Annotated in this window: 18 protein-coding genes and 3 pseudogenes; 12 read left to right on the plus strand and 9 right to left on the minus strand. The window is 63.4% G+C overall.

From position 1 onward, the window contains the following. Window positions 1-45: 45 nt before the first annotated feature. Complete coding sequence (locus ABMD26_RS10035; protein ID WP_043191513.1) at window positions 46-1,080, minus strand: type IV pilus twitching motility protein PilT; 1,035 nt, start codon at window positions 1,078-1,080, stop codon at window positions 46-48. 66 nt (window positions 1,081-1,146) lie between these two features. Between ABMD26_RS10035 and ABMD26_RS10040 the strand changes: the two genes are divergently transcribed. The 8 genes and pseudogenes from ABMD26_RS10040 to ABMD26_RS10075 all read left to right on the plus strand — a co-directional run bounded on the left by ABMD26_RS10040 (window position 1,147) and on the right by ABMD26_RS10075 (window position 7,526). Continuing rightward, complete coding sequence (locus ABMD26_RS10040) at window positions 1,147-1,887, plus strand: YggS family pyridoxal phosphate-dependent enzyme (RefSeq protein WP_354309312.1); 741 nt, start codon at window positions 1,147-1,149, stop codon at window positions 1,885-1,887. Then, a complete protein-coding gene (proC, locus tag ABMD26_RS10045; protein ID WP_354309314.1) occupies window positions 1,884-2,705 on the plus strand; it encodes a pyrroline-5-carboxylate reductase in 822 nt (273 codons plus the stop codon). Before ABMD26_RS10040 ends, proC begins: the two co-directional genes overlap by 4 nt. Window positions 2,706-2,731: 26 nt before the next feature. Then, entirely contained in the window at window positions 2,732-3,322 is a 591-nt protein-coding gene (locus tag ABMD26_RS10050) for a YggT family protein (RefSeq protein WP_049861693.1), read from the plus strand. Window positions 3,323-3,473: 151 nt separating this feature from the next. Beyond that, window positions 3,474-4,614 (plus strand): annotated as a pseudogene (gene metX, locus ABMD26_RS10055) (homoserine O-succinyltransferase MetX). Window positions 4,615-4,621: 7 nt separating this feature from the next. Then, window positions 4,622-5,242, plus strand: a complete 621-nt coding sequence (gene metW, locus ABMD26_RS10060; protein WP_043191520.1) for a methionine biosynthesis protein MetW — start codon at window positions 4,622-4,624, stop codon at window positions 5,240-5,242. 168 nt (window positions 5,243-5,410) lie between these two features. Further along, window positions 5,411-6,007 carry an RdgB/HAM1 family non-canonical purine NTP pyrophosphatase gene (rdgB, locus tag ABMD26_RS10065; protein WP_043191521.1) on the plus strand — a complete coding sequence of 199 codons (597 nt, stop codon included), beginning with the start codon at window positions 5,411-5,413 and terminating at the stop codon, window positions 6,005-6,007. Beyond that, the gene (hemW, locus tag ABMD26_RS10070) at window positions 6,004-7,191 is read left to right on the plus strand and encodes a radical SAM family heme chaperone HemW (RefSeq protein ID WP_354309317.1); all 1,188 of its coding nucleotides are present in this window, start codon (window positions 6,004-6,006) and stop codon (window positions 7,189-7,191) included. The genes rdgB and hemW overlap by 4 nt, the downstream gene beginning before the upstream one ends. An 11-nt stretch (window positions 7,192-7,202) precedes the next feature. Beyond that, window positions 7,203-7,526, plus strand: a complete 324-nt coding sequence (locus ABMD26_RS10075) for a DUF3392 domain-containing protein (protein WP_043191527.1) — start codon at window positions 7,203-7,205, stop codon at window positions 7,524-7,526. Between the two features lie 134 nt (window positions 7,527-7,660). Here ABMD26_RS10075 and trmB read toward each other — a convergent pair. The 4 genes and pseudogenes from trmB to ABMD26_RS10095 all read right to left on the minus strand — a co-directional run bounded on the left by trmB (window position 7,661) and on the right by ABMD26_RS10095 (window position 9,900). Beyond that, window positions 7,661-8,384: pseudogene (gene trmB, locus ABMD26_RS10080) on the minus strand (tRNA (guanosine(46)-N7)-methyltransferase TrmB). A gap of 9 nt (window positions 8,385-8,393) precedes the next feature. Further along, window positions 8,394-9,188: a thiazole synthase gene (locus tag ABMD26_RS10085; RefSeq protein ID WP_043191531.1), complete on the minus strand. Its 795-nt coding sequence runs from the start codon at window positions 9,186-9,188 to the stop codon at window positions 8,394-8,396. Between the two features lie 54 nt (window positions 9,189-9,242). After that, complete coding sequence (thiS, locus tag ABMD26_RS10090; RefSeq protein WP_354311819.1) at window positions 9,243-9,443, minus strand: sulfur carrier protein ThiS; 201 nt, start codon at window positions 9,441-9,443, stop codon at window positions 9,243-9,245. A gap of 85 nt (window positions 9,444-9,528) precedes the next feature. Next, complete coding sequence (locus ABMD26_RS10095; RefSeq protein WP_049861688.1) at window positions 9,529-9,900, minus strand: DUF423 domain-containing protein; 372 nt, start codon at window positions 9,898-9,900, stop codon at window positions 9,529-9,531. Window positions 9,901-9,946: 46 nt separating this feature from the next. On the opposite strand from ABMD26_RS10095, the gene mtgA reads away from it, so the two are divergent. Continuing rightward, complete coding sequence (mtgA, locus tag ABMD26_RS10100; protein ID WP_354309321.1) at window positions 9,947-10,702, plus strand: monofunctional biosynthetic peptidoglycan transglycosylase; 756 nt, start codon at window positions 9,947-9,949, stop codon at window positions 10,700-10,702. Window positions 10,703-10,781: 79 nt separating this feature from the next. On the opposite strand, the gene rpoH is transcribed toward mtgA, so the two are convergent. From rpoH to ftsY, 4 genes are all read right to left on the minus strand, one after another. Then, a complete protein-coding gene (gene rpoH, locus ABMD26_RS10105) occupies window positions 10,782-11,636 on the minus strand; it encodes an RNA polymerase sigma factor RpoH (protein WP_354309323.1) in 855 nt (284 codons plus the stop codon). Window positions 11,637-11,801: 165 nt separating this feature from the next. Continuing rightward, window positions 11,802-12,833: a permease-like cell division protein FtsX gene (ftsX, locus tag ABMD26_RS10110; RefSeq protein ID WP_134722863.1), complete on the minus strand. Its 1,032-nt coding sequence runs from the start codon at window positions 12,831-12,833 to the stop codon at window positions 11,802-11,804. Next, window positions 12,830-13,501 carry a cell division ATP-binding protein FtsE gene (gene ftsE, locus ABMD26_RS10115; protein ID WP_043191541.1) on the minus strand — a complete coding sequence of 224 codons (672 nt, stop codon included), beginning with the start codon at window positions 13,499-13,501 and terminating at the stop codon, window positions 12,830-12,832. Before ftsE ends, ftsX begins: the two co-directional genes overlap by 4 nt. Next, window positions 13,498-14,961 (minus strand): signal recognition particle-docking protein FtsY, encoded by a 1,464-nt coding sequence (ftsY, locus tag ABMD26_RS10120; RefSeq protein ID WP_354309326.1) that lies wholly within the window; start codon window positions 14,959-14,961, stop codon window positions 13,498-13,500. Before ftsY ends, ftsE begins: the two co-directional genes overlap by 4 nt. 232 nt (window positions 14,962-15,193) lie before the next feature. Here ftsY and ABMD26_RS10125 point away from each other — a divergent pair, with 232 nt between their 5' ends. The 3 genes and pseudogenes from ABMD26_RS10125 (at window position 15,194) to rsmD (ending at window position 18,603) form a co-directional block, all read left to right on the plus strand. Next, window positions 15,194-16,549: a M16 family metallopeptidase gene (locus ABMD26_RS10125; protein ID WP_192000773.1), complete on the plus strand. Its 1,356-nt coding sequence runs from the start codon at window positions 15,194-15,196 to the stop codon at window positions 16,547-16,549. Next, window positions 16,542-18,016 (plus strand): annotated as a pseudogene (locus tag ABMD26_RS10130) (M16 family metallopeptidase). The gene ABMD26_RS10125 and the pseudogene ABMD26_RS10130 overlap by 8 nt, the downstream one beginning before the upstream one ends. Beyond that, window positions 18,016-18,603 carry a 16S rRNA (guanine(966)-N(2))-methyltransferase RsmD gene (gene rsmD, locus ABMD26_RS10135; RefSeq protein WP_049861682.1) on the plus strand — a complete coding sequence of 196 codons (588 nt, stop codon included), beginning with the start codon at window positions 18,016-18,018 and terminating at the stop codon, window positions 18,601-18,603. The pseudogene ABMD26_RS10130 and the gene rsmD overlap by 1 nt, the downstream one beginning before the upstream one ends. The last annotated feature ends 12 nt before the right edge of the window (window positions 18,604-18,615 follow it).

Below are 18,615 nucleotides of genomic sequence, written 5' to 3' on the forward strand. Positions count from 1 at the left end.
TGTGGCCGCGAAAGGAACACCGCCGTCCAGCCGGATTGATGCAGATCAGAAGTTGTCCGGCGACTTGGCCTTTTCCCGGGCCGAGTCGCGGCTGATAACACCTTGGGCCAGCAGGTTCTTCAGGCACATGTCCAACGTCTGCATGCCCAGCGACCCGCCCGTCTGAATCGATGAATACATCTGCGCGACCTTGTCTTCGCGGATGAGGTTACGGATCGCCGGCGTGCCGATCATGATCTCGTGCGCCGCCACCCGCCCGCCGCCGATCTTCTTCAGCAGGGTCTGGGAAATCACCGCCTGCAGCGATTCGGACAGCATCGAACGCACCATCGACTTCTCTTCGGCCGGGAACACGTCGACCACCCGGTCGATGGTCTTCGCCGCCGACGTGGTGTGCAGCGTGCCGAACACCAGGTGCCCGGTCTCGGCTGCGGTCAGTGCCAGACGGATGGTTTCCAGATCGCGCATCTCGCCCACCAGGATCACGTCCGGGTCTTCGCGCAGCGCCGAGCGCAAGGCGTGGGAGAAGCCCAGGGTGTCGCGATGCACCTCACGCTGGTTGACCAGGCACTTCTTCGACTCATGGACGAATTCGATCGGATCCTCAACGGTCAGGATATGGTGGTGCTTGTTGCTGTTGAGGTAGTCGATCATGGCGGCCAGGGTGGTCGACTTGCCCGAACCGGTCGGCCCGGTGACCAGCACCAGCCCGCGCGGCACTTCGGTAATCTTGCGAAACACATCTCCCATGCCCAGGTCGTCCATGCTCAGCACCTTGGACGGGATGGTCCGGAACACCGCACCGGCGCCGCGGTTCTGGTTGAACGCGTTGACCCGAAAGCGCGCCACACCCGGCACCTCGAAGGAGAAGTCCGTCTCCAGGAACTCCTCGAAGTCCTTGCGCTGCTTGTCGTTCATGATGTCGTAGATCAGCGCCTGGACCTGTTTGTCGTCCAGCGCCGGCAAGTTGATGCGGCGCACGTCGCCATCCACCCGAATCATCGGCGGCAGGCCTGCGGACAGGTGCAGATCGGATGCGCCTTGTTTCGCACTGAAGGCCAACAGCTCGGTAATGTCCATGAGACTCCCCAAATACAGACAAGCAGGTAGAATGCCGCAGACCTGAAACCCGCCGGCACGAATTCAATGTCCACGATAGCAGACAACATTTCGCAAGTGAGTGCCCGAATTGCAGCCGCTGCCCGGCAGGCACAGCGGGAGCCGAGCCAAGTCGGCCTGCTCGCGGTCAGCAAGACCAAGCCAGCCACGGCCATCCGCGAGGCATTCGCTGCAGGTGTCCGCGATTTCGGCGAAAACTACCTGCAGGAAGCGCTGAGCAAACAGGAAGAACTTGTCGACCTGCCCTTGATCTGGCATTTCATCGGCCCCATTCAGTCGAACAAGACGCGTGCCATCGCCGAACACTTCGCCTGGGTACATTCCGTGGACCGCCTCAAGATCGCTCAACGGCTCAGCGAGCAGCGCCCGAGCACCCTGGCGCCGCTCAATGTCTGCATTCAGGTCAACGTCAGCGGCGAGGCCAGCAAGTCCGGTTGCGCGCCGGACGATGTGCGCGCCTTGGCCACGGCCATTGCGGCGCTGCCGAACCTGCACCTGCGTGGCCTGATGGCGATTCCGGAACCCACCGACGACCCTGTTGCGCAGGACGCCGCCTTTGCCCGCGTTCGCACGCTGCAACACGACCTGCAATTGCCGCTGGATACGTTATCCATGGGCATGAGCCACGACCTGGAGGCTGCCATCGCCCAGGGCGCCACCTGGGTGCGTATCGGCACGGCATTGTTCGGCGCCCGCGACTACGGCCAGCACACTCCACCAGCGGACACGGGCGTGGCCCCTTCACCTTTCACCAAGGATCCTTCATGAGCAAGACTCGTATTGCCTTCATCGGCGCCGGCAACATGGCCGCCAGCCTGATCGGCGGCCTGCGTGCGCAGGGTGTCGAAGCCAGCCACATCCGCGCCAGCGATCGCGGCGCCGAGCAGCGTGACAAGGTCGCGGCCGAACACGGCATCGACGTGTTCGCCGACAACGCCCAGGCGATCGAAGGGGTCGACGTCGTGGTGCTGGCGGTCAAGCCGCAGGGCATGAAAGAGGTCTGCCAGGCACTGGCGCCCAGCCTCGCACCCGGTCAACTGGTGGTCTCGATTGCCGCTGGCATCAACTGCGCCAGCCTGCAACGCTGGCTCGGCGAGCAACAGCCGATCGTGCGCTGCATGCCCAATACACCCTCACTGCTGCGCCAGGGCACCAGCGGCCTGTACGCCACCGCCGACGTCAACGCCGAACAACGCCAACAGGCCGAAGACCTGCTGGGCGCCGTCGGCCTGGCCTTGTGGCTGGACGAAGAACAGCAGTTGGATGCCGTCACCGCCGTGTCCGGCAGCGGCCCGGCGTACTTCTTCCTGCTGATCGAGGCCATGACCGCCGCCGGGGAAAAACTCGGCCTGCCCCACGAGACGGCAGCCCGGCTGACCTTGCAGACCGCGCTGGGCGCCGCACACATGGCGGTTGCCAGCGATGTCGACGCCGCCGAGCTGCGCCGTCGCGTCACTTCACCCGCCGGCACCACTGAGGCGGCCATTCAGTCATTCCAGTCCGAGGGTTTTGAAACCCTGGTGCAGAACGCCCTGAAAGCCGCCGCCCGGCGCTCGGCCGAACTGGCCGAGCAGCTAGGCCAATGAACAACTGGGTCAACAATGGAGCATTCATGTACGGTCTAAATACCGCGGCAATCTATGTCGTGCAAACCCTGGGCAGTCTGTACCTGCTGATCATGCTGCTGCGCTTCGTGCTGCAACTGGTGCGTGCCGACTTCTACAACCCGCTCAGCCAGTTCATCGTGCGCGCCACGCAGCCGCTGCTCAAACCGGTGCGGCGCATCATTCCCAGCCTGTTCGGGCTGGACATGTCGTCGCTGCTGCTGGCCATCGTCATCCAGATGATCATCATGGCGCTGACCCTGCTGCTGGCCTACGGCACCACGGGCAACCCCTTGCAATTGCTGGTGTGGGCGATCATCGGGGTGACGGCGCTGTTCCTGAAGATCTTCTTCTTCGCCATGATCATCAGCGTGATCCTCTCCTGGGTCGCACCGCAGAGCCACAACCCCGGCGCCGAGCTGGTCAACCAGATCTGCGAACCGGCCCTGGCGCCGTTCCGACGCATCGTGCCCAACCTGGGCGGCCTCGACATCTCGCCGATCCTGGCCTTCATGGTGCTCAAACTGCTGGACATGCTGGTCATCAACAACCTGGCCATGACCACCGGCATGCCGCAGATTCTGCGCCTGCTGATCTGACCGCTGCACGCCAGCTGCGCCAGCGCTCCTACGAGCGCTCGCGCACCTGGCAAGCCTGCCTGCACACTCGCCTGCACCCCCGCCAAGCGCTGCTTGCCCCTCTGCCCTGCGCTCTTTAGACTTACGCCTCATTCAAGCGTGAGCAGGGTCGATGTCCACTGTCTTTCCCGATGATTGCGTCGGTCTGGTCGTTCCACAAATTGCCCACTTCAGCGAACCCCTGGCCCTGGCCTGCGGCCGGTCGCTGCCCGCCTACGACCTGATCTACGAGACCTACGGCCAGCTCAATGCCAGCGCCAGCAACGCGGTGCTGATCTGCCACGCGCTGTCGGGCCATCACCATGCAGCCGGTTACCACTCCACCGAAGACCGCAAGCCAGGCTGGTGGGACAGCTGCATCGGGCCCCGGCAAGCCCATCGACACCAACCGTTTCTTCGTGGTCAGCCTGAACAACCTCGGCGGCTGCAACGGTTCCACCGGCCCCAGCAGCATCGATCCCGAGACCGGCAAGCCGTTCGGCGCCGATTTCCCGGTCTTGACCGTGGAAGACTGGGTACACAGCCAGGCCTGTCTGGCGGACGCGCTGGGAATCGCCCAGTGGGCGGCGGTGGTCGGTGGCAGTCTGGGCGGCATGCAGGCGCTGCAGTGGACCATCACCTACCCCGACCGCGTCCGCCACTGCCTGGCGATCGCTTCGGCGCCCAAGCTCAGCGCGCAGAACATCGCCTTCAACGAAGTGGCCCGCCAGGCCATCCTGTCCGACCCCGAATTCCATGGCGGCGATTTCCAGGCCCGTGGCGTGATTCCCAAACGCGGCCTGATGCTCGCGCGCATGGTCGGGCACATCACCTACCTGTCGGACGATTCGATGGGCGAGAAATTCGGCCGTGGCCTGAAGAGCGAGAAGCTCAACTATGACTTCCACAGCGTCGAGTTCCAGGTGGAAAGCTACCTGCGCTATCAGGGCGAGGAGTTTTCCGGTCGGTTCGACGCCAACACCTACCTGCTGATGACCAAGGCGCTGGACTACTTCGACCCGGCCGCTGCGCATGGCGATGACCTGGCTGCCACCTTTGCCAACGTCAAAGCCAAGTTCTGCGTGATGTCCTTCACTACCGACTGGCGCTTCTCGCCGGCCCGCTCGCGGGAACTGGTGGATGCGTTGATGGCCGCCAAGAAAGACGTCTGCTACCTGGAAATCGATGCACCACAGGGCCACGACGCCTTTCTGATCCCCATTCCACGGTATCTGCAGGCGTTCAGCAGCTACATGAACCGCATTGCACTGTGAGGCATCCATGAGAGCTGACCTAGAAATCATCCAGGACTGGATCCCCGCCGGCAGCCGCGTGCTCGACCTGGGCTGCGGCAACGGCGAACTGCTCGCCTGGCTGCGCGACCACAAGCAGGTCACCGGCTACGGCCTGGAAATCGATGCCGACAACATCACCGAGTGCGTGCGCAAGGGCATCAACGTCATCGAGCAGGACCTGGACAAGGGCCTGGGCAACTTCGCCAGCAACAGCTTCGACATCGTGGTCATGACCCAGGCGCTGCAGGCCGTGGAATACCCGGATCGCATTCTCGACGAGATGCTGCGGGTCGGTCGGCAGTGCATCATCACCTTCCCCAACTTCGGTCACTGGCGCTGCCGCTGGTACCTGGCCAGCAAGGGCCACATGCCGGTGTCCGAGTTTCTGCCGTACACCTGGTACAACACGCCGAACATTCACTTCTGCACCTTCGCCGACTTCGAAGCCCTGTGCAGCGAGCGTCGCGCCCAGGTCCTCAATCGCCTGGCGGTGGATCAACAGCACCGGCACGGGTGGGCGAGCAAGATCTGGCCTAACCTTCTGGGTGAAATCGGCATCTACCGGGTCAGCAGTCCTGGTTTGCAGGAGCATCGGGTGGCGGTGTAACACTCGACGACCATGGCGCCTTCTTCGCGGGCAGAGCCCCGCTCCCACAGGATCGTGCGCAAAACTCACCTTGTGGAAGCGGGGCTCTGCCCGCGAAGCAGACGGCTCGATACCTCAGGCCGCCCGCATGAACTGGCTCTTTGAACCCTTCGGAACCCATTCACAACCATGATCAATTTCACTCAACTCGTCCTCGCCAGCCACAACGCCGGCAAGCTCAAGGAACTGCAGGCCATGCTCGGCGGCGCGGTGCAGCTGCGTTCGGTCGGCGAATTCAGCCAGGTCGAGCCTGAGGAAACCGGGCTGTCGTTCGTAGAGAACGCTATCCTCAAGGCCCGCAACGCCGCGCGTCTCTCAGGTTTGCCCGCACTGGCCGACGACTCCGGCCTGGCCGTGGACTTTCTCGGCGGTGCTCCCGGCATCTATTCGGCGCGCTACGCCGATGGCCAGGGCGATGCCGCCAACAACGCCAAGCTGCTCGACGCCTTGCAGGGCGTCCCGGACGAACAGCGCGGCGCGCAGTTCGTCTGTGTGCTGGCGCTGGTCCGGCATGCCGACGATCCGTTGCCGATCCTCTGCGAAGGGCTCTGGCACGGTCGCATTCTGCACGCCGCCAGCGGTGCCCATGGGTTTGGTTACGACCCACTGTTCTGGGTGCCCGAACGCAACTGCTCCAGCGCCGAGCTCGACCCCACGCAAAAGAACCAACTGAGTCATCGCGCCCGCGCCATGGCCTTGCTGCGTCAACGCCTGAGCCTGGCATGAACGATTCACTGATCTACCCAGCGGCGCCGCCTCCCAGCCAGGTGCTGACGCAGCTGCCGCCGCTGGCGCTGTACATCCATATCCCCTGGTGCGTGCGCAAATGCCCGTACTGTGACTTCAACTCACACGCGGCCAGTCCCGTACTGCCGGAAGAGGAATACGTCGACGCGCTGCTGGCGGACCTGGATCAGGACCTGGCAGCGGTCTACGGAAGACCACTGAGCTCGATCTTCTTCGGCGGCGGCACGCCCAGCCTGTTCAGTGCTGCGGCATTGGGCCGACTGCTCGCGGGCGTGGAACAACGCATCCCGTTCACGGCAGATATCGAGATCACCCTGGAGGCCAACCCCGGCACGTTCGAACAGGACAAGTTCGTCGCCTATCGCAAGCTGGGGATCAACCGCCTGTCCATCGGCATCCAGAGCTTCCAGCCGCAAAAGCTCGAAGCCCTCGGGCGTATCCATACCGGGGACGAAGCGCTGCGCGCCGCTGAAATGGCGCGTCGCGCCGGTTTCGACAACTTCAACCTGGACCTGATGCACGGCCTGCCCGACCAGTCCCTGGAAGAAGCCCTGGACGACCTGCGCCAGGCCATCGCTCTGGCGCCCACGCACCTGTCCTGGTACCAGTTGACCCTGGAGCCCAACACAGTGTTCTGGAACCAGCCGCCCGAGCTCCCCGAGGACGATATTCTCTGGGACATCCAGGAAGCCGGCCAGGCCTTGCTGGCCGAGCATGGCTTCAGCCAATACGAGGTGTCGGCCTATGCCCGGCCGGGCAAGGCCGCGCGTCACAACCTCAACTATTGGAGCTTCGGCGATTTCATCGGCATTGGCGCCGGCGCCCACGGCAAGCTGAGCCACCCCGACGGTCGCATCGTGCGGACCTGGAAAACCCGTCTGCCCAAGGATTACCTGAACCCTGCCAAGCAGTTCAAGGCGGGCGAGAAAACCCTGACCGCCGACGAGTTGCCCTTCGAGTTCCTGATGAACGCGCTGCGCCTCACGCCAGGGGTCGACGCCGAGCTGTTCGCGCAGCGGACCGGCCTGCCCCTGCAGACCCTGGCCGCAGCACGCGCCGAGGCCGAACAAAAAGGCCTTTTACAGGTCGAACCGACGCGTCTGGTCGCCACCGCCCGCGGGCAGTTGTTCCTCAACGACCTGCTGCAATACTTCCTGGTATAAGGATTGTCCTGATGGATTTCGTGCTCGATCTGCTCGCCACCGTTTCACGCTGGGGCCGAGGCAACCTTTCGGAGATTTCCCTGGCCTTGGTAGGCTGCGTGCTGGTGCTGTTTGGCGCCGATGTGAAGGCGTGGGCCGAGGGCCGCCTGGGCTCGCTCTCGGGCGCGCTGCGAGTGCCGCTGATTGCCCTGATGTGCGTGATCGGCAGTGGCGCGGCATTGATCTATGCCACGCCCTGGGTGCTGAAGGGGTTGAGCCAGTTCAACAACTACAGCCTGGCGCCGGTGTTGTTGGTGGTTCTGGTATTGCTGGGAATCGTCGCTGATCGCAAATGATGCGTGAGCCATGCGGGCCTCTTCGCGGGCAGAGGGCTCGCAGCCCGCCCCGCTCCCACGAGGTGGGTTTTGTGCAAGACCCTGTGGGAGCGGGCTCTGCCCGCGAAGAGGCCCGCCAGACCACTACATAACCCTCAGTCAACCTTCTCGAACTTCAAATCCCACACCCCATGCCCGAGCCGCTCGCCGCGGCGTTCGAACTTGGTGACCGGGCGCTCGGCCGGACGCGGTACGCAGCCACCGTCGGCCGCCTGGTTGCGGTAACCGGGCGCCACGCTCATGACTTCCAGCATGTACTCGGCATAGGGCTCCCAATCGGTCGCCATGTGCAGCACACCCCCCACCTTGAGCTTGCTGCGGACCAGTTCGGCGAACGCCGGCTGAACGATGCGCCGCTTGTGGTGGCGCGCCTTGTGCCAAGGATCCGGGAAAAACAGCAGCAGGCGATCCAGGCTATTGTCGGCCACACACTGCTTGAGCACTTCGATGGCGTCGCAGTCGTAGACTCGCAGGTTTTTCAGACCCTGGGTCAATACGCCGTTGAGCAGCGCGCCAACGCCGGGACGGTGCACCTCAACGCCGATGAAATCCAGTTCCGGCGAGGCCGCTGCCATTTCAAGCAGCGAATGGCCCATGCCGAAGCCGATTTCCAGGGTGCGCGGGGCACTGCGACCGAACACCTGGTCGAAGTCCGCCAGGTGCGTCGGTCAATGGCAGCACGAACAACGGCTTGCCTTGGTCCAGGCCGCGTTGCTGGCCTTCGGTCATGCGCCCGGCGCGCATCACGAAGCTTTTGATAGCGCGGTGCTGGCGCGGTTCGCCTTCGTCGGCCGTTGGCGTTTCTTGCGAGTCAGTCATCGGGGGCTCTTACTTGATCAGACCATCCAGCGGCGAAGAGGCGCTGGCATAGAGTTTTTTCGGCATGCGACCGGCCAGATAGGCCATGCGCCCGGCAATGATGGCGTGCTTCATGGCCGCGCCCATCATGATCGGATCCTGCGCGTGGGCGATGGCCGAGTTCATCAGCACGGCCTCACAGCCCAGTTCCATGGCGATGGTGGCATCGGACGCAGTACCCACGCCGGCATCCACCAGCACGGGCACCTTGGCTTCTTCCAGAATGATCTGCAGGTTGTATGGATTGCAGATGCCCAGGCCCGTGCCGATCAGCCCAGCCAGCGGCATGACCGCAATGCAGCCGATCTCGGCCAGTTGGCGGGCAATGATCGGATCGTCGCTGGTGTAGACCATCACGTCGAAACCGTCCTTGACCAGCACTTCGGCGGCCTTGAGGGTTTCGATCACATTGGGGAACAGCGTCTTCTGGTCGGCCAGGACTTCCAGCTTGACCAGGTTGTGACCGTCGAGCAGCTCGCGGGCCAGGCGGCAGGTACGCACCGCTTCCACGGCGTCATAGCAGCCCGCGGTGTTGGGCAGAATGGTGTAGCGATCCGGCGGCAGCACGTCGAGCAGGTTCGGCTCGCCAGGGTTCTGGCCGATATTGGTGCGGCGCACGGCAACCGTGACGATCTCGGCACCCGAAGCCTCGATAGCCAGGCGGGTCTGCTCGAGGTCGCGGTACTTGCCGGTGCCGACCAGAAGGCGCGACTCGAAAGTGCGACCGGCCAGGGTGAATGGCTTGTCAATGCGAGCATTGCTCATCGGAATTCCTCTGCTGAGGTAAAGATACGGACGTGGAAGGTGTCGGCGACTCGATCAGCCGCCGCCGATGGCGTGAACCACCTCGATCTGGTCACCTTCGCCCAGTACGGTGTCACCGTGCTGGCTGCGCGGGACGATGTCATGGTTCAGCTCGACGGCGACGCGGCGTCCGACCAGTTCGAGGCGGGCAAGCAGCCCGGCAACGGTTTCGCCGTCGGGGAGTTCGAAAGGGTCGCCGTTCAATTGAATGCGCATGCGGTCGGCAGCCATCATTTTTTGGGGGTCGTTATTCTAGCCCGATCGCCGAGGATTCCCAAGGCCAAGCCGACCGCGCGCGCGATCAACCCAGGCGCCAAGCCATCAGGCCCAGGCACAGCCACCCGGCCAGCAGAGCCAGACCGCCGAACGGGGTGACGATACCCAGCTTGCTGAAGCCGGTCAGAGTCAACAGGTACAGGCTGCCCGAGAACAGCACGATGCCCAGACAGAACAGCGCGCCTGCCCACCCCACCAGACGCCCTGGCACATGGACGCTGAGCAGCGCGACGCCGAACAATGCCAGGGTGTGGATAAGTTGGTAGCTGACGCCAGTCTGGAAAATGGCCAGGTAATCGGCGCTCAGCCGGTTCTTCAACCCGTGTGCGGCAAACGCGCCGAGCGCCACACCGGTGAAGCCGAAGAACGCGGCCAGCATCATGAACGTACGCAGCATCCAGGTTTGTCCTCATAAAGCCGTGTTGCATCGCAGGGTCTGTATAATGGCCCGCTCACCCGGCCAGGCCAAGCCCTTCATGCTGCAATCCCTTTTCCGTCGTCTGTGCAAGGCACTGCTCTGGTTTGTCGCCGCAAGCGTGGCTCTGGTGGTGGTCTTTCGCTTCATCCCGCCACCGGGCACCATGCTCATGGTCGAACGCAAGATCGAATCCTGGGCCGACGGCCAGCCAATCGATCTGCAGCGAGACTGGCAATCCTGGGCGAACATTTCCGACGATCTGAAGGTGGCGGTCATCGCCGGTGAAGATCAACGCTTTGCCGAGCACTGGGGGTTCGATATCGCCGCCATCCGCGCAGCCTTCGCCCATAACGAGGAAGGCGGCTCATTGCGCGGTGCCAGCACCCTGAGCCAGCAAGTGGCGAAGAACGTATTCCTCTGGTCGGGGCGCAGTTGGCTGCGCAAGGGCCTGGAAGCCTGGTTCACCGGATTGATCGAAATCTTCTGGTCCAAGCAGCGCATCCTCGAGGTCTACCTCAACAGCGCCGAATGGGACGACGGTGTGTTCGGCGCGCAAGCAGCGGCGCGGCATCATTTCGGCGTTGACGCGGCTCGCCTGTCCCGGCAGCAAGCCAGCCTGCTCGCCGCCGTACTGCCCAATCCGCGCAACTGGAGCGCCAGTCGGCCCAGCCCCTACGTGAGCCGTCGCGCTGGCTGGATTCGTCAGCAGATGGGCCAATTGGGCGGCCATGACTACCTCCTGCGCCTTGACCAGCCACGCCCCGCACCCTGGGCCGATTAGGCCGCGATCACGCCCTACCAGACAACAAAAAGTCCCGAACCAGTCGGGGCTTTTGCATGCAGCGCGTCAACGGCTCACATCAGGCAGCGATGGAGATCTTCAGCTTATTCATCGCGCTTTTTTCCAGCTGACGAATACGCTCGGCCGACACGTTGTACTTCTCGGCCAACTCGTGCAGGGTCGCCTTTTCCTCAGCAAGCCAGCGCTGGTAGAGAATGTCGCGGCTGCGATCGTCCAGCACCTGCAGAGCTTCGTGCAGGTTGGTGTTGGAGTTGTCGCTCCAGTCGGCGTCTTCGAGCTGACGCGCTGGGTCGTAGCGATGGTCTTCCAGGTAGTTGGCTGGCGATTGGAACGCACTGTCATCGTCGGCTTCGGCAGCCGGATCGAAGGCCATGTCATGGCCGGTCAGACGGCTTTCCATTTCGCGTACTTCACGCGGCTCCACGCCCAGGCTTTCGGCCACTCGGTGGACTTCTTCGTTGTTCAGCCAGGCCAGACGCTTCTTCTGGCTGCGCAGGTTGAAGAACAGCTTGCGCTGCGCCTTGGTGGTCGCCACTTTGACGATACGCCAGTTTCGCAGGATGAACTCGTGGATTTCAGCCTTGATCCAGTGCACGGCGAACGACACCAGGCGCACACCCATTTCCGGGTTGAAACGCTTCACGGCCTTCATCAGACCGACGTTGCCTTCCTGGATAAGGTCGGCCTGAGCCAAGCCGTAGCCCGAATAGCTGCGTGCGATATGCACGACGAAACGCAGGTGAGCGAGCACCATCTGCCGAGCCGCTCCAAGATCCTGCTCATAGTAGAGACTCTCGGCCAGTTCACGCTCCTGCTCGGGCGTCAGCAAGGGAATGCTGTTCACCGTATGCACGTAGGCTTCCAGGTTCGCACCCGGGACCAGCGCATAAGCAGGTTGCAAAGAAGTGGTCATACGAAAAAACCTCCGACTCACATGACTCGTGCCCGTAGGCACTGCGAAAAATAGACCGGGAACCAGTTGACAAGTTCCCTATGAAGCTTTAACGGTCCATGACAATAAAGTTAACTCAACTACACACTCAAAGAGCCTGCATAGGTACTGCAGGCGTATTGCGGACTATCGCGGCGCCAGTTCGCGCAGGTGCCGCCAGACCGCAATCCACGCACCGATATACCCTAACAATACCGCGCCTAGCAAGAGCGACAATCCGTCCGCCACGGGCACACCGCCCAGCGCGAAGTCACTACCGTACAAACCGGACAATCCAGTGACCGCATCGTTGAGCCAATCCAGGCCGAAGGCCAGGATGCCCCAGGCGAAAATGCCTGCGCCGAAGCCGTACAGCGCCCCCATGTACAAAAACGGCCGACGCACATAGCTGTCCGTGCCGCCCACCAATTTGATGACCTCGATTTCGATGCGGCGGTTCTCGATGTGCAGACGAATGGTGTTGCCGATCACCAGCAACAACGCCGAAACCAGCAGCAGCGTCAGACCGAAGACGAATCGATCACCCAGCTTCAGGATGGCTGCAAGTCGCTCTACCCATACCAGGTCCAGTTGCGCCTGCTGCACCTTCGGCAACTCGGCGAGCTGCTGGCGCAGGCTCTCCAACGCAGCCTTGTCGATTTCCAGCGGCGTCACCACCACCACGCCGGGCAGCGGGTTTTCAGGCAGCTCCTTGAGCGCCTCACCCAGCCCGGACTGCTGCTGGAACTCACCGAGCGCCTGCTCGCGGCTGACGAACTCGGCCTGGGCCACGCCCGACAGCCCCTTGATCTGCGTCACCAGCGCCTGACCTTCGCGTTCACCGGCGTCGAGGTCCAGGTACAGCGAAATCTGCGCCGCACGTTGCCAGGAACCGCCCAGACGCTCGACGTTCTTGAGCAGCAGGGACAGCCCCATGGGCAAACTCAAGGCCACGGCCATGACCAGGCAGGTAAAGAAGCTGCCGATCGGCTGCTTGCCCAGACGGCGCAGGCTGTCGGTCCAGCTGGCCCTGTGGCTTTCGATCCAGGCACGTAGCAGGCTGCTGAAATCCGGCCCGTCATCGTCGTCGTTGCGACGTTTCCTCGGCTTCTGCGGTTGTGGCTCGCTACCCTTGGGCGCTACCCGGTCCGCGACCTTGGGACTGCGTGTCGCACTCATTGTCCTGCCTCTCCGTCACCGATCAGACGCCCACGCTGCAATGTCAGCATGCGATGACGCATGCGCGCGATCAGCGCCAGATCGTGGCTGGCAATCAGTACGCTGGTGCCAAGCCGGTTGATGTCTTCGAAGACCCCCATGATCTCGGCCGCCAGACGCGGATCGAGGTTGCCGGTAGGTTCATCGGCGAGCAGCAAGGCTGGCTGATGGACGATGGCGCGGGCAATGCCCACACGCTGTTGCTGACCCGTGGACAAGTCGCCGGGGTACAGCTCGGCCTTGTCCGCCAGCGCCACCCGCTCCAGCGCCGAATCGACCTTCTTGGCGATTTCCGGCTTGCTCAGGCCGAGGATCTGCAACGGCAGGGCGATGTTGTTGAACACCGTACGGTCAAACAGCAACTGGTGATTCTGGAACACCACGCCGATCTGCCGACGCAGAAACGGAATCTGCGCGTTGGTGATCTGCCCCAGGTCCTGGCCGGCCAGCAGCAGCTTGCCGCTGGTGGGTCGCTCCATCGCCAGCAACAGACGCAGCAGGGTGCTTTTGCCCGCGCCGGAATGACCGGTAACGAACAGGAATTCGCCACGCCGGACCCGAAAGCTCAGTTCATGCAGACCGACATGGCCATTGGGGTAGCGCTTGGCAACCTGTTCGAATCGAATCATGAAGGCTCCCGCTCGGCGAACAATGCCTGGACGAAGGGTTCTGCCTCGAAGGTGCGCAGGTCGTCGATGCCTTCGCCCACGCCGATGTAGCGGATGGGCAGGCCGAACTGCTTGGCCAGGGCGAAGATCACCCCACCCTTGGCGGTACCGTCGAGCTTGGTCAGGGCCAGGCCGGTCAGGGCCACCGTCTGGTTGAACTGCTTGGCCTGGTTGATCGCGTTCTGCCCGGTGCCGGCATCGAGCACCAGCAGCACTTCATGCGGCGCCTGCTCGTCGAGCTTGCCCATCACGCGGCGGACCTTTTTCAGCTCTTCCATCAGGTTGTCTTTGGTGTGCAGACGGCCGGCAGTGTCGGCGATCAACACGTCGATGCCGCGCGACTTGGCAGCCTGCACGGCGTCGAAGATGACCGAAGCGGAATCGGCGCCGGTGTGCTGGGCGATGACCGGGATCTTGTTGCGCTCGCCCCACACCTGCAGTTGCTCCACAGCCGCGGCACGGAACGTGTCGCCCGCCGCCAGCATGACTTTCTTGCCTTCAAGCTGCAGCTTCTTGGCCAGCTTGCCGATGGTGGTGGTCTTGCCGGCGCCGTTGACGCCCACCACCAGAATCACGAACGGCTGGTGCTCGGCCTTGATCACCAGCGGTTGCTCGACCGGACGCAACAGTGCCGTCAGCTCACCTTGCAGCGCCTTGTACAAGGCGGCGGCATCGGTGAGTTCCTTGCGCGCGACCTTGCGGGTCAGGCTCTGGATGATCACCGAGGTGGCTTCGACACCGACGTCGGCGGTCAGCAGGCGGGTTTCCAGTTCTTCGAGCAGATCGTCATCGATGATCTTGCTGCCCAGAAACAGGCTGGCCATGCCTTCGCCGAGGCTGGCGCTGGTCTTGGCCAAGCCCTGCTTGAGACGCGCGAAGAAGCCGGTCCTGGCCTGCCCTGCAGGTTGCGAGGCAACGACGGCAGGGGGCGATGCTTCGATAACGGGCGGCACGATGGTTGCCACAGGCGCTGGAGTCGGAGCTGGAGCAGGTGCCGGAGCTGGTGCGCTGGCCGCTACAGGAGCAGGTGGCGGAACAGGAGCGGCAACCGGCTCTGCCGCGGCTGGGGCCGACACTTCCGGCCGTGGGGCGATGGCCGGCGGTGTCTGCGGCGCATCGTCCTCGACCAGCGCCACCGGTTCCTCGGGCACCGGCAGCACCAACCCGTGCGCAACGGGCTGCTCGGTTGGCGTCGGTACGGGCTCAGGTTCGGCTTCGATCTTGGGCGGCAGCACCGGCTCCGGGGCGAGCGCCACGGCGGCCTGCGCAGCCGTCTCGGCTTCGGTTGGGAGCTCCTGGGCGGCAGGGGGCGATGGCGGTTCGGCGACAGGTGTCTGCGGCTTCTTGCGCAGCCATCCGAACAGGCCTTTCTTTTCACCGGCCGGGGCCGGGGTCTTTTTGTCGTCGTTGGAACCAAACATGGAAGACGGCTATCTCAAGGTAGCGACACGCCAGGCGGCTTGTCGGAAAAAATTCGAAGACGCAACACAGACTGCTTTTACGCCGGCTCGTTCACGCGCAACATTTTGTCGAGTTGCCCGGGCAGGTTCATGCCAACCAGGCATGGCCCCCAGCGGACCGGATCAGTATCCTAGCACCTCCTCGCCCGTAGACGCTAAGGCCAAGCGGGTAGCTCTCAAGGTTCTAAATCCCATGAATGTCCTCGCCCGCCGCGCCGCAGGCCTGCTGCTCTGCACGCTCAGCCTGCCTTTGGCAGCTTTTGCCGCCGATACACAGCCCACGCACGAATTCACCCTGGACAACGGCCTCAAGGTCATCGTGCGCGAGGACCACCGCGCCCCGGTGGTGGTGTCCCAGATCTGGTACAAGGTCGGTTCCAGCTACGAAACGCCTGGCCAGACCGGCCTGTCCCACGCGCTCGAACACATGATGTTCAAGGGCACCGACAAACTGGGCCCAGGTGAAGGTTCGCGCATCCTGCGCGACCTCGGCGCCGAGGAAAACGCCTTCACCAGCGATGACTACACCGCCTATTACGAAGTGCTGGCCAAGGACCGCCTGGCCGTGGCGTTCGACCTCGAAGCCGACCGCATGGCCAGCCTGAGCCTGCCCGCCGAAGAATTCGCGCGTGAAATCGAAGTCATCAAGGAAGAACGCCGCCTGCGCACCGACGACAAGCCCAGCGCCAAGGCCTACGAGATGTTCAAGGCCATGGCCTTTCCCGCCAGTGGCTACCACACGCCCACCATCGGCTGGATGGCTGACCTCGATCGCATGAAGGTCGAAGAACTGCGCCACTGGTACCAGGCCTGGTACGTGCCCAACAACGCCACCCTGGTGGTAGTGGGCGATGTCCAGCCGGACGAGGTGAAGGCGCTGGCTCAACGTTTCTTCGGCAACATCGCCAGCCGTGCCACGCCACCGGCGAAGATCCCGCTGGAACTGGCCACCCCTGGCCAGCGCCTGGCCACACTGCATGTGCGCACCCAACTGCCGAGCCTGCTGTACGGCTTCAACGTTCCGGCCCTGGCCACTGCCGACAAGCCCCGCGATGTCCAGGCCTTGCGGCTGATCTCGGCACTGCTCGACGGTGGCTACAGCGCACGCATGGCTACCCGTCTGGAACGCGGTCAGGAGCTGATCTCCAGTGGCGGCGCCCAGTACGACCCCTTCACCCGTGGTGACAGCCTGTTCTTCATTTCCGCGACACCCAACGCGCAGAAGAAAAAGACCCTGGCCGACGTCGAGAAAGGCGTCTGGAAGCTGCTCGACGAGCTCAAGACCACGCCGCCCTCGGCCGAGGAGCTCGAGCGCGTGCGTGCCCAGGTCATCGCCGACCTGGTCTACAGCCGTGATTCCATCAGCAGCCAGGCCACCACCATCGGCATGCTGGAAACCGTGGGGCTGTCGTGGAAGCTGATGGACAGCGAACTCGAAGATCTCAAGAGCGTGACGCCGCAGGACATCCAGAGCGCCGCCCGTACCTATTTCACCCGCGATCGCCTGAGCATCGCTCACGTTCTGCCCGAGGAAGCCGCTCATGAGTGAGCCCATCACCCCCCGTCGCCTCCTGGCTGGTTCGACCCTTCTGCTGGCCGGCTGGCTGGCCACTTTCGGTGCCCAGGCCGCAGACACCGCCAGCGCTGTCCAACCCACGCGTGGACTGCAATCGGTGAAGGAGCTGGGCAATACCGCCCCCAGCCATCGCCGCCTGAACATCCAGAGAACTGGACAACCGCCGAAGGCGCCAAGGTCCTGTTCGTCGAAGCGCACGAATTGCCGATGTTCGATCTGCGCCTCACCTTCGCCGCCGGTAGCAGCCAGGATCAGAACCACCCTGGCATCGCTCTGCTGACCAACGCCATGCTCAACGAAGGCGTGGCCGGCAAGGACGTCAGCGCCATCGCCCAGGGTTTCGAGGGCCTGGGCGCGGACTTTTCCAACGGCGCCTATCGCGACATGGCCGTGGCCTCGTTGCGCAGCCTCAGCGACACCGACAAGCGCACCCCGGCCCTCAAGCTGTTTGCCGATGTCGTCGGCAAGCCGACCTTTCCGGCCGATGCGCTGGCCCGCATCAAGAACCAGCTGCTCGCCGGCTTCGAGTTCCAGAAGCAGAACCCCGCCAAGCTGGCCAGCAACGAGCTGTTCACGCGCCTGTATGGCAGCCATCCGTATGCACACCCCAGTGAAGGCGACGCCAAGAGCCTGTCCGGCCTGAGCATCGAACAGCTGCGTGCATTCCATCAACGTGCCTATGCTGCCGGCAATGCGGTCATCGCCATCGTCGGCGATCTGTCGCGAAACGAAGCCGAGCAGATCGCCGCACAAGTCCTCAGCGCCCTGCCCAAGGGCCCTGCGCTGGCCAAGCCGGCACAGCCAGCCGTACCGGCGGCCGGCGTGACCCATATCGACTTCCCGTCCAAGCAGACGCAGATGTTCATTGCGCAACTGGGCATCGATCGCAAGGATCCGGATTTCGCCGCGCTGTCCATGGGCAACCAGATCCTTGGGGGTGGCGCATTCGGTACACGGCTGATGAGCGAAGTCCGCGAAAAACGCGGCCTGACCTACGGCGTCTACTCGGCGTTCACCCCGATGCAGGTCCGTGGACCGTTCATGATCAACCTGCAGACCCGCGCCGAACTCGGCGATGGCACCCTGAAGCTGGTGCAGGACATCCTGCGCGACTACCTCAAGACGGGCCCTACTCAGGAAGAACTGGACAACGCCAAGCGTGAACAGGCCGGCAGCTTCCCGCTGTCCAATGCCAGCAACGCGAGCATCGTCGCGCAACTGGGCGCCACCGGGTTCTATGACATGCCGCTGACCTGGATGGAAGACTTCCTGCAGCAGTCGCAGGCGCTGACCGTGGAGCAGGTGAAAACCGCGATGAACAAACATCTGGATGCCGATAAACTGGTGATCGTCACGGCTGGCCCCAAGGTTGCGCAGCAACCCTTGCCGGCCCCCACGGACAAACCCTCCGAGCAACCGCTCGGCGTACCGGAGCATTGATGGCCAGCGTCAAACCCAAGCAACCCCATGGTGGCCAAGGTCACCTGCGCATCATCGGTGGCCAGTGGCGCAGCCGCAAGCTGGGCTTCCCGGAAGCACCCGGCCTGCGCCCAACGCCTGATCGGGTGCGCGAAACGCTGTTCAACTGGCTGGCAGCGCACATCGAAGGTGCCAAGGTGCTGGATGCCTTCACCGGCAGTGGTGCCCTGTACCTCGAAGCGCTGTCCCGTGGCGCCAGCATGGCATTGGCGCTGGATGCCAATGCCACCGCCATTTCCAGCCTTCGGCACAATCTGGACCTGCTCGGTTGCGCCACGGGCCAGTTGCTGCAAAGCGATGCGTTGAAGTACCTGGAAACCCAGACTCCGAGCGCATTCGATCTGGTATTCCTCGACCCACCCTTCCACCAGAACCTGCTGCCGGCAACCTGCACGCTGCTGGAAGAAAAAGGCTGGCTGGCAGAGCGCGCCTGGATCTACACCGAGAGCGAGACACCGCCCTCGGCGTTGCAGATGCCGGCTACCTGGCGCTTGCACCGCGAGAAGAAAGCCGGGCAGGTCTACTACTCCCTGTGGCAGCGCGGCTGACACCGGCTTGTC

Source organism: Pseudomonas sp. PvP001, from assembly GCF_040546375.1.
Classification (GTDB): domain Bacteria; phylum Pseudomonadota; class Gammaproteobacteria; order Pseudomonadales; family Pseudomonadaceae; genus Aquipseudomonas; species Aquipseudomonas coleopterorum.

What these genes read in the sequence shown, in the direction of transcription:
- ABMD26_RS10035 (WP_043191513.1), bottom strand. Translation starts at nt 1,080, where the DNA reads ATGGACATTACCGAGCTGTTGGCCTTCAGTGCGAAACAAGGCGCATCC.
- ABMD26_RS10040 (WP_354309312.1), top strand. Translation starts at nt 1,147, where the DNA reads ATGTCCACGATAGCAGACAACATTTCGCAAGTGAGTGCCCGAATTGCA.
- proC (WP_354309314.1), top strand. Translation starts at nt 1,884, where the DNA reads ATGAGCAAGACTCGTATTGCCTTCATCGGCGCCGGCAACATGGCCGCC.
- ABMD26_RS10050 (WP_049861693.1), top strand. Translation starts at nt 2,732, where the DNA reads ATGTACGGTCTAAATACCGCGGCAATCTATGTCGTGCAAACCCTGGGC.
- metW (WP_043191520.1), top strand. Translation starts at nt 4,622, where the DNA reads ATGAGAGCTGACCTAGAAATCATCCAGGACTGGATCCCCGCCGGCAGC.
- rdgB (WP_043191521.1), top strand. Translation starts at nt 5,411, where the DNA reads ATGATCAATTTCACTCAACTCGTCCTCGCCAGCCACAACGCCGGCAAG.
- hemW (WP_354309317.1), top strand. Translation starts at nt 6,004, where the DNA reads ATGAACGATTCACTGATCTACCCAGCGGCGCCGCCTCCCAGCCAGGTG.
- ABMD26_RS10075 (WP_043191527.1), top strand. Translation starts at nt 7,203, where the DNA reads ATGGATTTCGTGCTCGATCTGCTCGCCACCGTTTCACGCTGGGGCCGA.
- ABMD26_RS10085 (WP_043191531.1), bottom strand. Translation starts at nt 9,188, where the DNA reads ATGAGCAATGCTCGCATTGACAAGCCATTCACCCTGGCCGGTCGCACT.
- thiS (WP_354311819.1), bottom strand. Translation starts at nt 9,443, where the DNA reads ATGCGCATTCAATTGAACGGCGACCCTTTCGAACTCCCCGACGGCGAA.
- ABMD26_RS10095 (WP_049861688.1), bottom strand. Translation starts at nt 9,900, where the DNA reads ATGCTGCGTACGTTCATGATGCTGGCCGCGTTCTTCGGCTTCACCGGT.
- mtgA (WP_354309321.1), top strand. Translation starts at nt 9,947, where the DNA reads ATGGCCCGCTCACCCGGCCAGGCCAAGCCCTTCATGCTGCAATCCCTT.
- rpoH (WP_354309323.1), bottom strand. Translation starts at nt 11,636, where the DNA reads ATGACCACTTCTTTGCAACCTGCTTATGCGCTGGTCCCGGGTGCGAAC.
- ftsX (WP_134722863.1), bottom strand. Translation starts at nt 12,833, where the DNA reads ATGAGTGCGACACGCAGTCCCAAGGTCGCGGACCGGGTAGCGCCCAAG.
- ftsE (WP_043191541.1), bottom strand. Translation starts at nt 13,501, where the DNA reads ATGATTCGATTCGAACAGGTTGCCAAGCGCTACCCCAATGGCCATGTC.
- ftsY (WP_354309326.1), bottom strand. Translation starts at nt 14,961, where the DNA reads ATGTTTGGTTCCAACGACGACAAAAAGACCCCGGCCCCGGCCGGTGAA.
- ABMD26_RS10125 (WP_192000773.1), top strand. Translation starts at nt 15,194, where the DNA reads ATGAATGTCCTCGCCCGCCGCGCCGCAGGCCTGCTGCTCTGCACGCTC.
- rsmD (WP_049861682.1), top strand. Translation starts at nt 18,016, where the DNA reads ATGGCCAGCGTCAAACCCAAGCAACCCCATGGTGGCCAAGGTCACCTG.